General features: G+C 73.1%; 18 protein-coding genes and 1 pseudogene. 8 read left to right on the forward strand and 11 right to left on the reverse strand.

Annotated features, from left to right (window positions below):
- Nucleotides 1-13 precede the first annotated feature (13 nt).
- A complete protein-coding gene (locus B1L11_RS21315; protein WP_143737436.1) occupies nt 14-1,057 on the forward strand; it encodes a hypothetical protein in 1,044 nt (347 codons plus the stop codon).
- On the opposite strand, the gene B1L11_RS47005 is transcribed toward B1L11_RS21315, so the two are convergent.
- Complete coding sequence (locus B1L11_RS47005; RefSeq protein WP_179155261.1) at nt 1,054-1,704, reverse strand: CPBP family intramembrane glutamic endopeptidase; 651 nt, start codon at nt 1,702-1,704, stop codon at nt 1,054-1,056. The two genes, B1L11_RS21315 and B1L11_RS47005, sit on opposite strands and share 4 nt — an antisense overlap.
- A 389-nt stretch (nt 1,705-2,093) precedes the next feature.
- On the opposite strand from B1L11_RS47005, the gene B1L11_RS51560 reads away from it, so the two are divergent.
- From B1L11_RS51560 to B1L11_RS21335, 3 genes are all read left to right on the forward strand, one after another.
- Nucleotides 2,094-3,554, forward strand: a complete 1,461-nt coding sequence (locus B1L11_RS51560; protein ID WP_256862764.1) for a hypothetical protein — start codon at nt 2,094-2,096, stop codon at nt 3,552-3,554.
- Complete coding sequence (locus B1L11_RS47010) at nt 3,533-4,069, forward strand: sensor histidine kinase (protein ID WP_256862768.1); 537 nt, start codon at nt 3,533-3,535, stop codon at nt 4,067-4,069. Before B1L11_RS51560 ends, B1L11_RS47010 begins: the two co-directional genes overlap by 22 nt.
- Before the next feature lie 83 nt (nt 4,070-4,152).
- Nucleotides 4,153-4,782 (forward strand): response regulator transcription factor, encoded by a 630-nt coding sequence (locus B1L11_RS21335; protein WP_079316135.1) that lies wholly within the window; start codon nt 4,153-4,155, stop codon nt 4,780-4,782.
- A 15-nt stretch (nt 4,783-4,797) separates the two neighbouring features.
- On the opposite strand, the gene B1L11_RS21340 is transcribed toward B1L11_RS21335, so the two are convergent.
- A complete protein-coding gene (locus B1L11_RS21340) occupies nt 4,798-6,663 on the reverse strand; it encodes a potassium transporter TrkA (RefSeq protein WP_079316136.1) in 1,866 nt (621 codons plus the stop codon).
- 62 nt (nt 6,664-6,725) lie between these two features.
- Between B1L11_RS21340 and B1L11_RS21345 the strand changes: the two genes are divergently transcribed.
- Nucleotides 6,726-7,313, forward strand: coding sequence for a nucleoside triphosphate pyrophosphatase (locus B1L11_RS21345; RefSeq protein ID WP_079316105.1), 588 nt, complete (start codon nt 6,726-6,728; stop codon nt 7,311-7,313).
- Between the two features lie 10 nt (nt 7,314-7,323).
- Nucleotides 7,324-8,163, forward strand: coding sequence for an EI24 domain-containing protein (locus tag B1L11_RS21350; protein ID WP_079316106.1), 840 nt, complete (start codon nt 7,324-7,326; stop codon nt 8,161-8,163).
- Here the strand turns inward: B1L11_RS21350 and B1L11_RS21355 are convergent.
- The gene (locus tag B1L11_RS21355; RefSeq protein WP_079316107.1) at nt 8,136-9,728 is read right to left on the reverse strand and encodes an ABC-F family ATP-binding cassette domain-containing protein; all 1,593 of its coding nucleotides are present in this window, start codon (nt 9,726-9,728) and stop codon (nt 8,136-8,138) included. The two genes, B1L11_RS21350 and B1L11_RS21355, sit on opposite strands and share 28 nt — an antisense overlap.
- Before the next feature lie 219 nt (nt 9,729-9,947).
- Here B1L11_RS21355 and B1L11_RS21360 point away from each other — a divergent pair, with 219 nt between their 5' ends.
- Entirely contained in the window at nt 9,948-11,048 is a 1,101-nt protein-coding gene (locus B1L11_RS21360) for a DUF4192 domain-containing protein (RefSeq protein WP_079316108.1), read from the forward strand.
- Here the strand turns inward: B1L11_RS21360 and B1L11_RS21365 are convergent.
- Nucleotides 11,027-11,377, reverse strand: a complete 351-nt coding sequence (locus B1L11_RS21365) for a hypothetical protein (protein ID WP_079316109.1) — start codon at nt 11,375-11,377, stop codon at nt 11,027-11,029. The genes B1L11_RS21360 and B1L11_RS21365 overlap by 22 nt on opposite strands.
- 200 nt (nt 11,378-11,577) lie before the next feature.
- On the opposite strand from B1L11_RS21365, the gene B1L11_RS21370 reads away from it, so the two are divergent.
- Nucleotides 11,578-12,117 carry a DUF1707 and DUF4870 domain-containing protein gene (locus B1L11_RS21370; protein WP_256862765.1) on the forward strand — a complete coding sequence of 180 codons (540 nt, stop codon included), beginning with the start codon at nt 11,578-11,580 and terminating at the stop codon, nt 12,115-12,117.
- A 135-nt stretch (nt 12,118-12,252) separates the two neighbouring features.
- Here the strand turns inward: B1L11_RS21370 and B1L11_RS51565 are convergent.
- The 7 genes and pseudogenes from B1L11_RS51565 to B1L11_RS21395 all read right to left on the reverse strand — a co-directional run.
- Nucleotides 12,253-12,483, reverse strand: a pseudogene (locus B1L11_RS51565) (ATP-dependent DNA ligase); the annotation flags it as partial.
- The gene (locus B1L11_RS51570; protein ID WP_256862766.1) at nt 12,405-13,220 is read right to left on the reverse strand and encodes a hypothetical protein; all 816 of its coding nucleotides are present in this window, start codon (nt 13,218-13,220) and stop codon (nt 12,405-12,407) included. The gene B1L11_RS51570 and the pseudogene B1L11_RS51565, both read right to left, overlap by 79 nt.
- A complete protein-coding gene (locus B1L11_RS51575; protein WP_256862767.1) occupies nt 13,205-13,660 on the reverse strand; it encodes a hypothetical protein in 456 nt (151 codons plus the stop codon). Before B1L11_RS51575 ends, B1L11_RS51570 begins: the two co-directional genes overlap by 16 nt.
- A 109-nt stretch (nt 13,661-13,769) precedes the next feature.
- A complete protein-coding gene (locus B1L11_RS21380; protein WP_079316110.1) occupies nt 13,770-15,299 on the reverse strand; it encodes a glycosyltransferase family 39 protein in 1,530 nt (509 codons plus the stop codon).
- 191 nt (nt 15,300-15,490) lie between these two features.
- A complete protein-coding gene (locus B1L11_RS21385; protein WP_079316111.1) occupies nt 15,491-15,865 on the reverse strand; it encodes an FKBP-type peptidyl-prolyl cis-trans isomerase in 375 nt (124 codons plus the stop codon).
- Nucleotides 15,866-16,030: 165 nt separating this feature from the next.
- A complete protein-coding gene (locus tag B1L11_RS21390) occupies nt 16,031-16,720 on the reverse strand; it encodes a YrzE family protein (RefSeq protein WP_179155263.1) in 690 nt (229 codons plus the stop codon).
- An 84-nt stretch (nt 16,721-16,804) separates the two neighbouring features.
- A complete protein-coding gene (locus B1L11_RS21395) occupies nt 16,805-18,244 on the reverse strand; it encodes a GuaB1 family IMP dehydrogenase-related protein (RefSeq protein WP_079316112.1) in 1,440 nt (479 codons plus the stop codon).
- Nucleotides 18,245-18,267 lie beyond the last annotated feature (23 nt).

Here is an 18,267-nt window from a genome sequence, read left to right on the forward strand (position 1 = left end):
TACGCTCCCGATCGTGTCACCTGGGGACTATGGGACGAAGGCCGTCCCCTCTTACATAGCGGCCGAGGCCGAGACCACTCCGCTACCGAAGATCACGGTCCCTGTGGCGCCGCCACCGGCGAGCTCGTCCAAGGGCCTCGGGGACCTGCCGATGCGGGTGGTCTATCGGGCGATCGCGGTCGCCGCGGGAGTCGTCGTCCTGGGGGCGGGCGCGACCGTCGTGCTGCTGAACCGGGACGACCCCGCCGCCACGGCCGCCGCGCCGCCGCCTCACTCCGCGGCCGTCGTCGTCCCTTCGGCCGCGTCGGCCTCGGCCGCGTCCGGCGCCGCCGCACCGGCCGCGGGCGCGGTGGCCACGCCCGGTCTCAGTCCTCTGTCGAGTCCACTGTCCAGCGCTCTGTCCAGCCCTGTCGCCAGCACCGGGACGAGCGCGACCCCCGGCACGACCGCGAGCGCCGCCTCGAGTCCGGCGGCCGGCGCGGACGCGGTCGATCCCGCGCTGGCGGCGGCCCTGAAGGACCCCCGCCTGCCCGCGCTGCCGAAGAACAGCCGCAGGCTCCGCAGCCTGCCCGGCCGGGCGGCCGCCACCCACGGCCTGGTCAAGGACCGGCGCTCCGGCGTCGCCCTGCCCCGCTTCACCAAGACATGGGCGCTGGCCAAGCCCGCGCCCTTCGCCTCCCGTCAGCTGCTGCCCAAGGTCAAGGGCGCGTCGTACCGCGGGATGCTGGTCTCCTGCCCCGTGCCGATCCCCGAGCAGAAGACGCTGCGCGACACCGCCTTCCTGGCCGCCCGGTGGACGCTCAACCATCACCCCTCGGGCGCGACGATCACCTGGACGGCCTCCCAGCCCTTCAAGGCGGGCAAGCGGGAGGGCTGGCTGCTCGGCTACACCGTGCACTACACGCTCAAGGGCAAGAAGCGGGTCTCCGCCGCGGCGCTGGCCCTCGTGGACGTGCCGGAGAAGAAGCCCGCGGTCGTGTTCGTCACGATCCCCGACAGCCAGAAGAAGCGCTGGCACGACATCAACAAGGTGATGTCGTCCGTCAAGGCGCTCTAGCAGGAGCGCGGGCGCCGCCACAGGCGGTTGGTCAGGAGCACGGCCACCGCCAGCCCCGCCGTGGTGAGGGCGCCGCCCTCGCCGACCATCCAGGCCGACCTGTCGTGCGCCGACGTCATCGCCTCGGCCACGAAGTACAGCGACGCGTTCATCGTGGCGTGGAGCACCAGGACCGGCCAGATGCTCCGCGTACGCAGGCGCAGCCACACGAGCGGAAAGGCCAGCGTGACCGTCTGGAGCGTGAACATCAGCAGCGCGTACGGCACCGGCACGCCCTTCTCGACCGCCCCCGGCACGAACAGCATCAGCGGGTAGTGGAACGAGGCCCAGGCCAGGCCGAGGATCACCGCCGTCGCGGCCGGGCCCCGGCGCGCGGCGAGCCTCGTGACGAGCAGGGAGCTCCAGCCGAGCTGCTCGCCGAGCGCCAGGACGACGAACGGCGCCACGCCGGGAACGAGGCCGAGCACCACGCCGAGCGCCGGATGCAGCCCGGTGGACGCGGCGAGGTTGCCCGGGTCGAAGCGGGCGGCGCCGGTCAGCCAGGCCGTGCCGTACGCGAGGCCGGTGCCGAGGACGGGCACGGCCCACGCGGCGGCGAGCGTGCGCCAGGGCACCCGGTGGAAACCCCAGTCCCACGGCGCGGACACCGCCGCCGGCCAGGCACGCGACGAGCGCGGCGAGCGCGGGCATGAACGCCTGACTGTAGACGGCGATCTGGATGCCGATCGGGGCGTCGCCGATCCGGTTGAGGTCGGCGCCCTGCGAGACGGCGAGGGCCACGACAGGTAGCACGAGGGCGGCCAGGGTGACGCCGTACACAGCGAGCCGCGGCTCGCGGGCGGCGGGAGCGACGGCCTCGATGGGGATGGTGGTTGACGGGTTCGTTCGCATGGGCCGATTGCAGCGCCCCGGCGGTCCCGTCCGCCTGAGGGCCGGATCCCTTTCCCGTCCCGGCGTCCGGGCCCAAGAGGGTCCCGGGTGGGACGGGACCCGGGTCCCATTCCCTTCGAGTGGAGGAATGTCCAATGATGTCCTGATGCGAAGCAGTACGTGGCCCCGATGGCTCTGGGCGATCCCCGTCCTGTGCGGGGCGGCCGTCGTCGCCGGCGTCGCACTCACCACGGTCGTGCCCGCGCCGGACACCACCTATCTGGTGCTCGACGCGGTCGTCGGACTGACCTGCCCGGCGGTCGGCGTGCTGATCCTGTCGCGGTCGCCGCGGCACCCCATCGGCCGGCTGTTCTGCCTGAGCGGCGCCGGGCTGGCGCTCCAGGCGCTGTCCGGGGGATACGCCGCGTACGCCCAGCCGCACGGGCTGCCCGGCGCCCTGCTCGCCGCGTGGGTGACGAACTGGGTGTTCTTCACCGGTTTCGGGCCGCTTCTGCTGCTGCCGCTGCTGCTGCCCGACGGACGGCTGCCGTCGCCGCGCTGGCGGCCGGTGCTGGTCGCGGCCGTCGCCGCGATGGCGGTGCTCCAGGTCATGCTCATGCTCCGCGACCGCATCTGGGTCTGGGGACACGAGGTGCCCAGCTCCTTTGGGTTCGTCCCCACGGATCCCGTCGCGGAAGTCGCCTTCGGCGTGGTGGTGACCGGGCTGGCCCTGTCGGGGGTCGCGGCGCTGGCCACCCGGGTCACGCGCTCGGACAACAGGCGCCGCCTCCTGCCGGTGTTCGCGGCCGTCGTCGCGGTGGGGCTCTCGGTCGTCGCCGACACCCTGCTGCCGCCCGACCCGCCCGTGGGGGTGTGGCTGCAGGCCGCGGCACTGCCGCTGTTCCCCGCGGCCACGGCGGTCTCGATCTTCCGCTACCGGTTGTTCGAGATCGAGGTGCTGATCCGGCGCACCGTCGTGTACGCGCTGGTCACGGTCGTGCTGCTGGGGGCCTACCTGGTCACCGTGGCCACGATCGGCACGCTCCTGCGAACCGGGAGCGGAGTCCTCCAGCCGCTCGCCGCCACCGCCGTCGTCGCGCTGGCGTTCGCACCCGTACGCGACGCCGCGCAGCGGGCCGTCGGCCGTCTGCTGTTCGGCAACCGGGGCGACCCGGCCGCCGCGCTGTCCCTGCTCGGCCAGCGCCTGGAGTCGTCGGCCGAACCGACGCGGCTGCTCGACCGCGCGGCGGAGACCGTGGCGCACACGCTGCGGCTGCCCGCGGTCGCCGTGCTCGCGGCCGACGGCACGCCGGTCTGCGCCGAGGGCGGGGTCCCCGCCGACGGCGTACGGCTGCCGCTCGTCGTGGGCGGACGCGTGGAGGGGGAGCTGCGCGCCGCCCCCCCGCTCGCCGGGCGAAGCCCCTGTCGGCGGCCGACCTGGCCGTGCTCGACGACCTCGCCCGTCAGCTCGCGGTCGCCCTCGCCGCCGTGCGGCTCGCCACTGAGGTGCAGACGTCACGGGAGCGGCTGGTCATCGCCAGGGAGGAGGAACGGCGCAGGCTCCGCCGTGACCTCCACGACGGTCTCGGGCCCGGCCTGGCCGCCATCGGCGTACGGCTCGACGTGATAGAGGCCACCGCCACGGGCGTGTCGCCGGCCGTGCGGTCGTCGCTGTCGGAGGTCAGGCAGCTCGTCCAGGGCCTCGTCGGCGACGTGCGGAGAATCGTCCACGACCTGAGGCCGCCGGCGCTGGACGAGCTCGGGCTGGCCGGGGCCCTGGAGGACCTGGCCCTGGACACGGAGGAGGCCGCGGAGGGCGGCCCGGCCGTCATGGTCCGGGTGCCGGAGCCGCTGCCCGAGTTGCCCGCCGCCGTCGAGGTGGCGGCCTACCGCATCGCTCAGGAGGCCCTGGCCAACGCCCTGCGTCACGCGCGGGCCCGGACCATCGAGATCGTCGCCGGGATCGAGCGGGACGGACTGGTCCTGCGCGTCCGCGACGACGGCCGGGGACTGCCCGAGCCGCTCGTCGAGGGTGTGGGATCGGGCAGCATGAGAGAGCGCGCCGCGGAACTCGGCGGCGTGTTGCGCAGGACGTCCGCCTCAGGGGCGGGCACGACGGTGGAGGCGGTGCTGCCGCTGTGATCGACCCCAAAGCCGACCCCAAGGCCGATTCCACGACCGACCCGGAGGCCGACCCCACGGCCGATCCCGAGGCCGCCGAGCCGGTGCGCGTCCTGCTGGTGGACGACCACCCGCTGCTGCGGCACGGCCTGCGGGCGCTGCTCGAACAGGTCGGCGGCGCCGAGGTGGTGGGCGAGGCGGGAGACGGCGACGAGGCCGTCGCCCTCGCCCTGTCGCTGCGGCCCGACGTGGTCGTGATGGACCTGGTGATGCCGGGCACCTCGGGGATCGAGGCCACCCGCCGGCTGATCGACCGCGACCCCGCCCTGGGCGTGCTCGTGCTGACGATGAGCGAGGACGACGCGTCGGTGTTCGCCGCCCTGCGGGCGGGCGCGCGCGGCTACGTCCTCAAGGGCACGGGCGGGGCGGAGTTCATCGCCGCCGTCCGGGCCGTCGCCAGGGGCGAGGCCGTGTACGGCCCCGCGGTGGCCCGGCGCATCCGCAGGTTCCTGGCGCCGGGCCCGGCCGTCACGCCGTTCCCCGAGCTCACCGCCAGGGAGCGGGAGATCCTCGACCTGCTCGCGTCCGGCAGGTCGAACGCGGAGATCGCCCGCGCCCTGTTCCTCAGCCAGAAGACCGTGAAGAACCACCTGACGTCCGTCTTCGCCAAGCTCCAGGTGGCCGACCGGGCGCAGGCCGTGGTGCGCGCCCGCCGCGCCGGTCTCGGCGAGTGAGGGGGATGGCCGGGCTCAGTGCTCGGCGAGGACGATCACGGAGTCACCGGGAGCGAACGTCATCGCCCGGGACCGGTCCGGGTTGAGCACGACGCCGTAGTGGGGCGGCTCGCCGACCCTCGCCGCCACGCGGTATCCGATCGCGGTCTCGCCGCGCCGCAGGGCCGACTCCACGATCGTGCGGAAGGCGACGGGTGTGCCGGTGGTCACATAGTTCTCCACGGGCCGCGGGTAGACCTCCGAGCCCGCGGAGTCGAAGAGCTGCCCGAAGACCTCGGCGAGGTGCGGGTTCTCGGCGAGCTGCGCGAGCAGCAGGCCGATGACGGTGTCGCTGATCACGATGTCGTCGGCCTCGGTGACCTCGGCGAGCGAGCGGTTGTTCTCGTCGTGCATCTCGCTCACGATCGAGTACTTCTCGCCGAGGGTCGCCTGCATGTCGCGCAGTTGCAGCAGCGTCATCAGCGTCCGGGTGTCGGCGTGGCGCGGGGCGTACCGGTCGTCGGAAAGCACGATGACGTGCTGGTAGACGCCGACGCCGAGGGACTCCAGGGCGTACCTGTCGGTGCCGTCGCACTCCTTGACGTTCACCGTCAGGTTGGCGAGGTTCGCCAGGCCTGCCCCGGCGCCGGGATGGTCACTGGCGACGTCGAGCACCGACCCGGGGGTCACGTAGCCGTCCAGGTAGCGGATGATCCGCGCGGCCCGGCCGTTCCAGCCGAGCATCAGCGTCCGCTCGGCGGCCGGCTCGGGGGCTCGCGCGGGGACGATCTGCCGTTCGTCGGCGGGCGCCGTGCCGTTGGCCAGGCGGATGAGGGAGTCGTCCTGGGCGAGCACGACGAGTTCGTCTGAGGTCCCGATCACCGTGTCCGGCGGCGGGTTGAGCACCACGCCGCCGGGCCCGCGCAGGCCGAGGACGGTCGCGGTCGCGTACGCGTCGAGTGCCTCGCCGTACGACTTGCCCGCCACGGAGGGTTCGCGGCGCAGGTACATCTCGCCGCCGTCGAAGTTCAGCAGGTCCATGCAGACCACAGACACGCCGGACTGGCGGGACGACTGCACGATCAGCCGGGCGGCGATGTCGTCGCTGTCGACCAGGTGGACGCCCCGCCCGCCGGCGAGCCGGGCGGCGGCCATGTTGCGCGAGGAGGCGACGGCGGCGATGACCGGAGGATGGTCCCCGGCCCGCTTGGCCAGCGCGAGCAGGGTCTTGATGACGTGCGCGTCCGGGTCGTCCTTCTCGGGGGACAGCACCACGACCGTACGCGCGGTGCTCAGGCTCATCAGGTCGAGGTCCGCCGGCTCTGTGGGACTGCCGGTGCGGCAGACCAGCCGTGTCCTGCCGGTGTCGCCCACCCGCGCCCGGATGGCGTCCTCCATCGTCGGCTTGTCCTTGTCGGCCAGGATCGCGATGACCGAGCCGCGCTGGCTGGCGTGTGCCTTCACCAGTTCGGAGACGATCGTGTAGAGCTGCTCGGACCAGCCGAGGATGACCGTGTGGCCGCTCTCGATGACGCGTGAACGCCCCTTGCGCAGTTCCTCGATCTTGCCGCGCAAACCGGCGGAGAGCACGCCCACGAGGATGCTGACGATGAAGATGCCGCCGAGGGAGGCGCCCAGCATGATGGCGAGGAAGGGCGCCGTCCCGGCGTCTCCGGCGATCTTTCCCGGGCTGAGCGCGTGCATGAGCGACAGCCACAGCACCCCCGGCCAGCCGTCGTGCCGGAGCGCCTCGTCGGGGGTGAGCCACATGGTGAGCGCGCTGATCACCACGATGAGTACCAGCGACACCAGGGCCAGCCAGCCGATGAGGGCGGCCGTGCCCTTGGCCATGGTGTTGTCGAACCAGTAGCGCGCACGCTCTTTGACCGTGGCTTTTGACACCGGCATCCCCCGCAAATGATCGGCAAACGCCAGACATAGTAGAAGCGACTAGGCTTGAGCGTGTGACGCACCTGGTTCTCGCCTCCGCCTCGCCCGCCCGCCTCGGTGTGCTGCGGGCGGCCGGGCTCGATCCCAAGGTGATCGTCAGCGGCGTCGACGAGGACGCGATCACGGCCGGAACCCCTGGGGAGCTGTGCCTGAAACTGGCCGTGGCCAAGGCGGACGCCGTCTCCCGGACGCTCGGCGACGGCATCGTGATCGGCTGCGACTCGGTGCTCGAACTCGACGGCGTCGCGTACGGCAAGCCGGGGACGCCGGAGAACGCGGTGCGCCGCTGGCACATGATGCGGGGCAGGACCGGCCGGCTGCTGACCGGGCACTGCGTGGTCGACGTGGCCGCGGGCCGCAGGGTGTCCGAGGTGGCGGCAACCGTGGTGCGGTTCGGCACGCCGTCGGACGAGGAGATCGAGGCGTACGTCGCCAGCGGGGAACCGCTGGGCGTGGCGGGGTCGTTCACGCTCGACGGCCTGGGCGGCTGGTTCGTGGAGGGCATCGAAGGCGACCACGGCAACGTGCTCGGCATCTCGCTGCCCCTGCTTCGCCGCCTTTTCGCCGATCTGGGCGTGCCGGTGACGACCTTGTGGCGCTAGCCTGCCCGCCATGAGTGGCATCGGGCGGCCCGCCGGACGGCGCGGCGTCGGCGGTTTCGCCGAGGGGATCGGTTTCTGCTTCCGGGGACTCGGCTGGGTCGCCCGGCATCCCCGCTGGTGGGTGTTCGGGCTGATCCCGGCCCTGATCGCCCTGGTGCTCTACGCCCTGGCGCTGGTCTGGCTGGGCACGCACGCGACCGACGTGGCGGCCTGGGCGACGCCGTTCGCGGACGACTGGGGCTGGCGCGACGGGTTCCGCACGCTGGTCGGCGTGATGATCTTCGTGGCGGGTCTCGCGCTCGCCGTGCTGACGTTCACCGCCGTCACGCTGGTGATCGGCGACCCCTTTTACGAGAAGCTCTCGGAGAAGGTCGAGGAGGACCTGGGCGGGCCCCCCGACGGTGGCGACCTGCCTTTCTGGGCGTCCCTGTTCCGGTCGATCCGCGACAGCCTCGTCACGCTCTGGTGGGTCCTGCTGTTCTCCGTGCCGTTGTTCGTGCTCGGCTTCGTGCCGGTCGTCGGGCAGACCGTGGTGCCCGTGGTGGGGGCGTTCGTCTCCGGGTTCTTCCTCACGGTCGAACTGACCGCCCTGGCGATGGAACGCCGGGGTCTGCGGCGCAAGGAGCGTTTCGCCGTGCTCCGGTCGAACATGTCCGCCTCGCTCGGGTTCGGCGTGCCGCTCTTCGTCGCGTTCATGGTGCCGCTCCTGAGCGTCGTACTGATGCCCGGCGCGGTCGCCGGCGCCGCCATGCTCGTCCGCATGCGGCTGGCGCCGGCGGCCGCCCCGGGCAATCAGGCACCGGGCAATCAGGCACCGGGAGGTCAGGCCAGGGACACGAGACCGGCGTAACCGGAGTTCCACATGTCCTCGACCCCGTCGGGCAGCAGCAGGACGCGGTCGGGGCGCAGGGCCTCCACGGCCTTCTCGTCATGGGTGACCATCACGACGGCGCCCTGGTAGGAGGCGACCGCCGCCAGCACCTCGTCCCGGGACGCCGGGTCGAGATTGTTGGTGGGCTCGTCGAGCAGCAGCACGTTGGCCTGCGAGCTGACCAGGGTGGCCAGCGCCAGACGGGTCTTCTCGCCGCCGGACAGCACGCCCGCGGGCTTGCCCGCGTCGTCCCCGACGAACAGGAACGAGCCGAGGATCCGGCGCACCTCGCCGTCGCCCAGGTGCGGCGCGGCGGCGGCGAGGTTCTGGGCGACGGTGCGCGCCGGGTCGAGCGTGTCGTGCTCCTGCGCGAAGTAGCCCAGCCGCAGACCGGGCCCGTGCACCACGCGGCCCGAGTCGGGGCGTTCCCGTCCGGCCAGGATCTTCAGCAGCGTGGTCTTGCCCGCGCCGTTGAGACCGAGCACGACGAGCCGGCTGCCCCGGTCCACGGCCAGGTCCACACCGGTGAGCACCCGCAGGTCGCCGTACGCCTTGGTCAGGCTGATCGCGCCGAGCGGGGTGCGGCCGCAGGGGGCGGGCTCGGGCAGCCGGATGCGGGCGACCTTCTCGGCGCGGCGGACCGGCTCCACCGCGGCCAGCATGCGGTCGGCCCGGCGCGCCATCTCCTTGGCCCGTACGGCCGTGGCCTTGCCGGCGCGCATCCTGTCGGCCTGGGCGTGCAGCGCGGCGGCCTTGCGTTCGGCGACGGCCCGCTGCCGGGCGCGTCCGCGCTCGGCGGCGTCACGGTCGGCCAGGTAGGTGCGCCAGCCGGTGTTGTGCACCTCCAGCGCGGCCCGGTCGGCGTCGAGGCGCCAGATCCTGTTCACGGTGTCGTCGAGCAGCGCGGTGTCGTGGCTGATCAGGACCAGCCCGCCGGTGCGGCTCGCGAGGTACGACCGGAGCCAGGCCACCGAGTCGGCGTCCAGGTGGTTGGTGGGCTCGTCGAGCAGCAGCGTGCCCTGCTCGGCGAACAGGATGCGGGCGAGTTCGACCCGGCGGCGCTGACCGCCGGACAGGGTGCCGACCCGCTGGGTCATGACCCGGTCGGGCAGGCCGAGCCCGGCGGCGATGCGGGCGGCCTCGGCCTGCGCGGCGTACCCGCCGCGGGCCTCGAACTCCGCCTCGGCCCGGACGTACCGCCGCATCGCCTGCTCCTGCAGGGCGGGGTCGGCCATGGCCGCCTCGGCGGCGCGCAGCGCGCGCTCGGCCTCGTCGAGGCCGCGGGCCGACAGGATGCGGCCGGCGACGGTGAGGGACGGATCGGCCGCCGCAGGATCCTGCGGGAGATAGCCGACCTGGCCGGTCCGGGTGATGGTGCCCGCGGCCGGCTGCAGTTCGCCGGCCAGGGTCTTCAGCAGGGTGGTCTTGCCCGCGCCGTTGCGGCCGACCAGGCCGACGCGGTCGCCGGGGGCGACGTGGGCGGTGACGTCCGACAGCAGGAGACGGGCGCCGACGCGCACGTCGACACCGCGAAGGGTGATCATTTGATGACGCTCCGGAGAAGCTCAAGGACACACGGGTGGCGTGGAAGCGGGTGTCCGAGCTAAGAGATCCGGGGCGTGGACATGGCGCCGAGTGTAGGCCGCGTGCCCCGCCCGGTGCCAACGGTTTTCCGGCTGACCGGTTGTCCACAGGAGGACGCTTGTCCCCAGAACGCGCTTCGGCCGTCGTGGGGGCGCGGTCGTCCGGCGAGGCTTGCGGCCATGACGATCCCGAAGCTCGTGCTCTCCTCGCCGGCGGACATCCTCGCCGCCGTGCCCTACCTCGTCGGGTTCCACCCCGCCGACAGCCTCGTCGTGACCGGCGTCACCGGCCCGGAGGTGCGGCTGACGACGCGCTGGGACCTGCCGGTCGCCTCCGGGGACCTCGACCGGCTGGTCACGCTGCTGCGCCGCGAGTCGGTGACCGCCGCGTTCGTCGTCGGCTACGGTCCCGGCGCCCTGGTGACCCCGGCCGTCGACACGGTGACCCGGCTGCTGCACGCCGGAGGCATCCGGGTGGCCGAGAGCCTCCGGGCCGAAGGCGGGCGCTACTGGTCCTACTCCTGCGGCAGCGCGACCTGCTGTCCCCCCGAAGGCACGCCGTACGACACCGAGCGCAGCCACGTCGCCGCCGAGGCCGTGATGCACGGGCTGGTCGCCCTGCCCGACCGGGGCAGCCTGCGGCGCTCGGTCCAGCCGTGCGGCGGAGCGGCGATGCGGCAGGTCACCCTCCGCGTCATGGCCGATCTGCGGGCCGTGCCCGAGCCCGGGGGATCGGTCGCGGACGAGACGGCCGCGCGGTTCGTGGCCGAGGGGCTGGCGCGGGTGCGCAGAGCCATCGGCCTGTACGACTCGGCAGGCAGGCTGGACGACGAGGGCGCCGCCCGGCTCGGGCTCGACCTCGCCGTGGTCAGAGTGCGCGACGAGGCGTGGGCGTTGATCGACGACCGGGACGCGCACATCGCACTGTGGCGCGATCTCACCCGCCGGCTGGAGCCGGGCCACGTCGCGCCCGCGGCCTCACTGCTGGCGGCCGCCTCCTGGCATCGGGGGGAGTGCGCGCTCGCGGGGATGGCGCTGGAGCGCGCGCTCGCCGCCGACCCCGGCTATTCGATGGCGCTCCTTCTCCGGCAGGCCCTGGTGCACATGATGTCCCCCGCCATGCTCCGCGACCGCATGCCGACGCCGGAGGAGCTCGACGAGGAGATGGGCCCTCCCCGGGCGATCTGGCTCGCACCGCTGCGCGCACTGCTGGCCAGGGACCTGCCCGATCCGGTCTCCGCGACGGCCCCGGGCCGCGGTCAGTCCGCGTCGCCGCCCTGAGCCTGACGACGACGCTCGTTGTAGGCCCGCATCCGGGCGGGGTAACCCGTGAGCTGCACGTCGTACACCGGAAGGGCGAGATCCCTGGCGACCTTGGCGATCACGGCGGGAGCTCCGACGCGGCGACGGGTCCACTCCCCGTCGTGGGCCACGGCCACCGCGGTGGTGTCGGTCGCGAAGGTCTCGGGCTCGACGTAGAACTCGACTCCACGCCGGGTCTTGGCGAACTCGATGAGGGCCTCGATGTCGGCGTCGGTCGCCTCGCGGTCGAACTTGGCCACGCGGGCGCCCCGGCGCCGCCGGAGCCCGTAGCGATCTCGCCATCTCATAGTGCTTGTATACATCGCCGTGGATCACGATGGCGTTAAGTGAACGGTCTCGGGGCGATGTCGGGGATGTCCCTGATGCCGCCGGGTGCGTACGCGGCACAAGATGGAGGCAGACTCGAAGAGAGCCGAGCAGTCGATCGACGGAAGGCGAAGCTGTGATGCCCGCGGCAGCGACACCACCATGGCCGGGCAGTGCCCCGATGCCACACCCCCAGTTGCGCGTCACCAACCAGGACCGCGAACAGGTGGTCGAGCACGTCAAAGCGGCCTACGCCGAGGGCAGGCTCGACAAGCACGAGATGGACGAGCGGCTGCACCTGGCGATGACCGCGCGCACGCACGCCGATCTCGTGCCCATCATGAACGACCTGTACGGCACCCGCCCGGCGTACGTGCCCCGGCCGCCCGCGTACCGGGCCGCGGTCCCCGACGGCGGAGACCGGGTCGGGGCGGCGGCCTCGCACCTGTTCGCGCTGCTGGGGTTGTTCATCATCGGCCCGCTGCTGATGATGGTGACCGCGGGGCGGACGTCCCCCTACATCAGGAAGCACGCGGTGGAGTCGCTCAACTTCCACCTCACCGTCCTGGGTGCGACGGTGCTGCTGCCGTTCACCGTCGTCGGCGTCGTCCTGCTGCCGGTCATCTGGGTCGTCGGACTGGTGCTGTGCATCGTCGGCGGGGTGTCGGCGCTCGCCGCCACCGAGTTCCGCTACCCGCTGACCATCCGCCTGATCAAGTAACGCGTGAGGCGGCTTCAGGTCAGGGCATGAGCGCGCGGACCGCGGCCACGGTGTCGGCCTCCTCCGGCCGCTTGTCGGCCGGTAGCGCAGCACGCGGGCGAAGCGCAGCGCCATGCCGCCGGGGTAGCGGCTCGACCGCTGCACGCCGTCGAAGGCGATCTCCACGACCAGCACGGGCTTGAGCGTGACGACGTAGCCGTCCACCGGCCCCTCCGCCAGCCGCAGGAACTGCTCGGTCTGCCAGGTCAGCAGTTCGTCGGTGAGGCCCTTGAACGTCTTGCCGAGCATCACGAAACCGCCGGTCTCCGGGTCGTAGGCGCCGAGGTGCAGGTTGGACAGCCAGCCCCGGCGCGTCCGCTGCCCCACTCGGCGGCCAGCACGACCAGGTCGAACGTGTGCCGCGGCTTCACCTTGACCCAGCCCGCCCCCCGCCGGCCCGCGGCGTACGGCGTGCGCAGCGACTTCACCACGACGCCCTCGTGGCCCCGCCGTACGGCGTCGCCGAAGAACGCCTCGGCCTCCTCGGCGTCCGCCGTGACGAGCCGAGGTGTGATCAGCTCGGCCGGGACCGCGGCCTCCAGCGCGGAGTGCCGCTCCTCGTCCGGCAGGTCGAGCAGGTCGGCGCCGCCCACGCGCAGGGCGTCGAAGAAGAAGACGGTCAGCGGCACGGTCGCGCGCAGCGACGCGACGTCGGTCCTGCTGGCCACCCGGCCCGAGGTGACCTGGAACGGCTCGGGGCGGCCGTCCGGGCGCAGCGCGATGACCTCGCCGTCGAGCACGAGATCGGTCCCGGGCAGGCCGAGCACGGCCTCCACCAGCTCGGGGACCTGCGCGGTGATGTCGTCGAGCGTGCGGGTGAAGACGGCGACCCGGTCGCCCGACCGGTGGGCCTGGACCCGCACGCCGTCGAGCTTCCACTCCACGGCGGCAGGGACGCCGGCCTTCTCCAGCGCGGCGGTCACGCTGGGCGCGCTCTGCGCGAGCATCGGCGCCACCGCCCGCCCGACCTCCAGGTGGAACGCCTTCAGCTCCGCGACGCCGCCGCGCAGCGCGGCCGCGCCGACGGCGGGCAGCGAGCCGCGCAGGGTCAGGGCCCGGCGCACCTCGCCGCGGGCACGTTCGCGGCCATGGCGACCGCCTCGATCATCACCCCGTTGAGCGCCCCCTGGCGCAGCTCGCCGGTCAGCAGCCGGTGCAGGAACGACTGCTCCTGCCGGGTAAGGGCGCCGAACAGCTCGCCGAGCAGGTCACGGCGCGCGGCCTGCGAACCCGACCCGGACTGCGACTTGACGCGTTCGAGCAGCGCGTCGACCTGCGTCAGGGTCGCCGTGGCGATCTGACGTGGCTCGGGGAGGTCGGACAGGCTCCGCCAGCCCACCCCGATCTGGCGCTGCGGCAGCTCACCGGACAGGTAAGCGATGGCGATCTCGGCCTCGTCCGGTCCCACCCTGCCGAGCAGCTCGGCGAGGTGCCTGATCTTGGCGAGCCGCGCCGAGTCCGCGGCGACGGCCGCGGACGTCCTGGCAAGGTCGATCAGCAACACACCGTAATCCTGCCTCACCACAGCGCCAGATGCCCAGGCCGGGGGTCGGACACGACCCCGTGCCGCGGCCGCCAAGGTGTGCCCGGGGCAGAGATCGGCGGGAGGGGCGCTAGCTGTAGTGGCGCGCGCGCGGCCACAGCTCGCGCCAGGGCCGGACGGGGTCGCGGCAGACCGTGATCGGCACATCCTGTTCCTCGCCCGGCATCCCGCTCAGCCTGCCCGCGAGGGTGCAGCGGGCGAAGACGGCGCCGAGGTCGGCGGGCGGGTAGCCGACGGACACGACCACCCGCGTGCCCTCCGGCGGCGGTCCCCACCACCACAGCTCGTTGTGGCCGCTGTAGACCGCGGGCAGCCGGAACTCGTCCGCCCAGCGGCGCAGCGCGCCGGCCTCGCCGTAGTTCGCCGCGAGCAGCACCGCACCGGCGCGCTCGCCGGCGGGCAGGCCGCTCACCACCCGGGCCGTCTGCGCCGCCACATCGCGCATGCCCACCGACTCACGGGCGACCTCGTTGATGGCGGCGACCGGCGTGCCGGCGAGCGACGCCGCCGGGACGACCGGCAGCGCCACGACCACCGCCACCACGGCGTCGACCGCCAGCGCCGCGACCAGCACTCCCCGCCTCCGCCACCCGGCCGCCGTCACGCAGCCGGCCGCGAACAGGTAGAGCAGGAACGCGCCGGTGTAGTCGGGGCGGCCCCCCGAATAGAGGACCAGCGCGCAGGCCACGGGGTAGGCGATGGCGAGGGAGCGGACCCGCCGGTTCCGCCACAGCCGCAGCCAGCCCGCCACGCAGACCACCGCCTGCACGGGCCCGAGCAGCACGATCTGAAGGGGGACGAAGGTGGCGCGGTTGTCGGCGCCCTCGTCGATCCTCAGCGCCTGGGCCATCTGGAACTGCGGCCAGTCGTGCGTCGCCTGGTAGAGCAGGTTGGGTGAGGCGATCGCCAGAGCCAGGAGGGCGCCGGCCCACAGTCGCCTGTCCCGCAGCACCTCGCGCGGGCCGGCCACGAGGATGCCCAGGCCCACGCTGCCCAGCAACACCACGATCAGGTCGCGGTTGTACGCGGCGACCCCGGACAGCGCTCCTACCCAGAGCCAGTAGCGCCCGTCCCCTCTGAGTAGCACCCGGAGCAGGCACAGCGTGACAGCGCTCCAGAGCACGAGATCGGGGGTGAGGGTCAGCAGGGCGTGACCGGCCACGAGAGGCAACACGGAGGTCGCCGTCCCGGCCGCGGCGAGGACCTGGGCCGCACGTCCGCCACCAAGCTCGCGGGCGGTCAGCGCGACGAGCACGACCAGAGCCCCGGCGCACAGGGCGGGCACGATCCGCAGCGCGACGACCGTGTCCCCGAAGATCGCCGTGGACACCCGGGCGATCATCGGCGTCAGCGGCGGGGTGTCGAAGTATCCGAGCCGCGGCCGCTCGCCCAGCATGCGGAAGTACAGCTCGTCGCGGTGGTAGCCGTACCAGGGGCTCACGGCGAGCAGCACGGCCACGGTCGCGGCGGCGATCGCGGGCACGGCCCGGGGCGGCCCGGTGAGCGGAGCGCCCGCCCGGAGGTCACCGCCGGGGGCCGTCCTGCCGGCGTCGTCGCGTGTCGTCGGCGTGCCGCCCGTCACCTGGTCGTCCGCGGTCACGCCGGCCTCCCGGAAGCCGGCGTTCGCAGGGGGCCGTCCTGAGGGCGGCCGTGATGGGAGGGACCCCGATCGAGGGGGCCCATGCGGCGGTGGTTCGGGAGGGCATGGTCCACGCGGTCATCATCCTCGAACCGCTCCCGTCCTCCTATCCCCGAATCCGGAGCGCCGCCGTCGCCTCGCCGGTGTCCCGGTCAGCCGACGCCGAGCAGGTCGACGACGAAGATGAGCGTCTCACCGGGCTTGATGAGGGCGCCCGCGCCGCGGTTGCCGTACCCGAGGTGCGGGGGGATCGTCAGACGGCGCCGTCCGCCGACCTTCATGCCGGCCACGCCGCGGTCCCAGCCGGCGATGACCCGGCCGCCGCCGAGCGGGAACTGGAACGGCTGGCCGCGGTTCCAGGAGGCGTCGAACTCCTCACCCGTGGAGAACGCCACCCCGACGTAGTGGACGGTCACGTTCTGCCCGGGCTTGGCCTCCGGCCCGTCCCCCTCGACGAGATCGACGATCTCCAGGTCCGCGGGCGGCGCGCCCTCGGGAAAGTCGATCTCGGGCTTCTCCAGTGCCACGTGGGCCTCCTGTTCTGTGTTTGCCCAACTGTTCTGTATGTGCCCGAAGGCGCTTCGGTGCCGGAAGTTCCGGCCGGCTGACGACTCTACCGGGGACGGCCGACACGACGACGCCTTCCCCACGCGGGGTGGGGAAGGCGTCGGAATTCCGGAGGATGACGAGGGTTACGGGCGACGGCCCCTCGACAGGCCCGCCCGGTCGTCGTCGCGCGCCTCCTCGGCACGGCCTTCATCCGCACGAGCCTCATCCGCGCGGGCCTCATCCGCGTCGGTCACCGGGTAGCCGGTGGCCTGCGGAGCGGTGTCACGCGCCGCGAGCGGTGACGTGACGGGCCCGGCCGACGGCGGACGCTGGACCACGACGGTGTCGGCCGGCTGCACGCCGCCCTGCAGCAGCGCCTGGGCCTGGTCGAGCATGGGAGAGGCCACCAGCACGTCGTAGCGCCCGGCGACGATCGAGCTCCTGGACGAGAAGTCGCGCGTCCCGCCGGTGAAGGCGTGGCTGGTGAAGCCGAAGGCGGCGCCGGCGATGGCGCCCCAGAGGATCGACCACAGCACCAGCCCGAAGAACGAGGTCGTGGCCGAGGTGAACAGCCCGAGGAACAGGCCGACGATGAGTCCGAACACCGCGCCGGTGATCAGGCCGGACAGCGCGGCCCTGCCGTTGGTGAGCCGCCCGGTGACGGTCTCCTCCAGGCGCAGGTCGCTGCCGACGATCGCGGTGTTCTCCACCGGGAACCCGGCGTCGGACAGGGTGTCGACGGCGCGCTGCGCCGCCGCGTAGTTGTCGTAACTGACCAGCAGCCGTCTGTCGACCGCCGGACTGACCGGCCCTCCGGCCGGGGAGTACTGCATGATCGCCTCCGCGGGGTAGTGCGGTCGGTAACACGGACGCACTACCCCCAGAGAGCTCGATATTCCTGTACGGAATAGGAGGAGTCACCAGCTTTGGTGCAGCGGCATGCCCTCGCTGTAGCCGGATGCGCTCTGCACGCCGACCACCGCCCGCTCGTGGAACTCCTCCAGAGTGGTGGCGCCCGCGTACGTGCAGGAGGAACGCAGACCGGCCACGATGGCGTCGACCTGGTCCTCCACGCTGGGCCGTGCCGGGTCGAGGTACATCCGGGAGGTCGAGATGCCCTCCTCGAACAGCGCCTTGCGGGCCCGCTCGAACGGCGAGTCCTCGGCGGTGCGCAGCCGTACGGCACGGGCCGAGGCCATGCCGAAGTTCTCCTTGTACTTGCGCCCGTCCGGGGCGGTGCGGGTGTCGCCGGGCGACTCGTACGTGCCGGCGAACCACGAACCGATCATGACGTTGGAGGCTCCCGCGGCGAGCGCCAGCGCGACGTCGCGGGGGTGGCGCACGCCGCCGTCGGCCCACACGTGCCGGCCCAGGCGGCGGGCCTCGGCGGCGCACTCCAGAACGGCCGAGAACTGCGGCCGTCCCACGCCGGTCATCATCCGGGTCGTGCACATGGCGCCCGGGCCCACGCCGACCTTGACGATGTCGGCGCCGGCCTCCACGAGGTCGCGTACGCCCTCCGCGGTGACGACGTTGCCCGCCGCGATCGGCACGGAGGGCTCCAGCGCGCGTACGGCCCGCAGCGCCGAGATCATCTTCTCCTGGTGGCCGTGCGCCGTGTCGACCACGAGCACGTCGACGCCCGCGTCGAGCAGTTCCTTGGACTTGGCGGCCACGTCGCCGTTCACCCCGACCGCCGCCGCGACGCGCAGGCGGCCGCGCGCGTCCACGGCGGGCTGGTAGAGGGTGGAGCGCAGGGCACCGGTGCGGGTGAGGATGCCGACCAGGCGGCCGTCCTCGTCCACCACGGGCGCCAGCCGGTGGCGGCCCTCGTGCAGCGCCTCGAACGCGGCCTGCGGATCGACGCCGCGCGGCAGCGTCTGCGGTGATTCGGTCATGACCTGGGAGAGCTGGGTGAACATGTCGACGCCGTGGCAGTCGGCCTCGGTCACCACGCCGACCGGGCGGTTGTCCCAGTCGACGACGATGACCGCGCCGTGCGCCCGCTTGGGCAGCAGGGTGAGCGCCTCGCCCACGGTGTCGTGGGGAGTGAGGGTGATGGCCGTGTCGTGGACGAGGTCACGGCTCTTCACCCATTCGATGACATCGGCCACCACGTCGATCGGGATGTCCTGGGGGATGACGGCGATGCCGCCGCGCCGGGCGATGGTCTCGGCCATGCGGCGGCCCGCGACGGCCGTCATGTTGGCGACGACGATGGGGATCGTGGTGCCGGTTCCGTCACCGGTGGACAGGTCCACGGCGAGGCGCGACCCGGCCGAGGAACGGGAGGGCACCATGAAGACATCGCTGTACGTGAGATCGTAGGGCGGCGTCACATCATTGAGGAATCGCACGTTTGTCCAGCCTACGTTGTGAG

The organism is Microbispora sp. GKU 823 (genome assembly GCF_002027145.1).
Lineage (GTDB): Bacteria > Actinomycetota > Actinomycetes > Streptosporangiales > Streptosporangiaceae > Microbispora > Microbispora siamensis.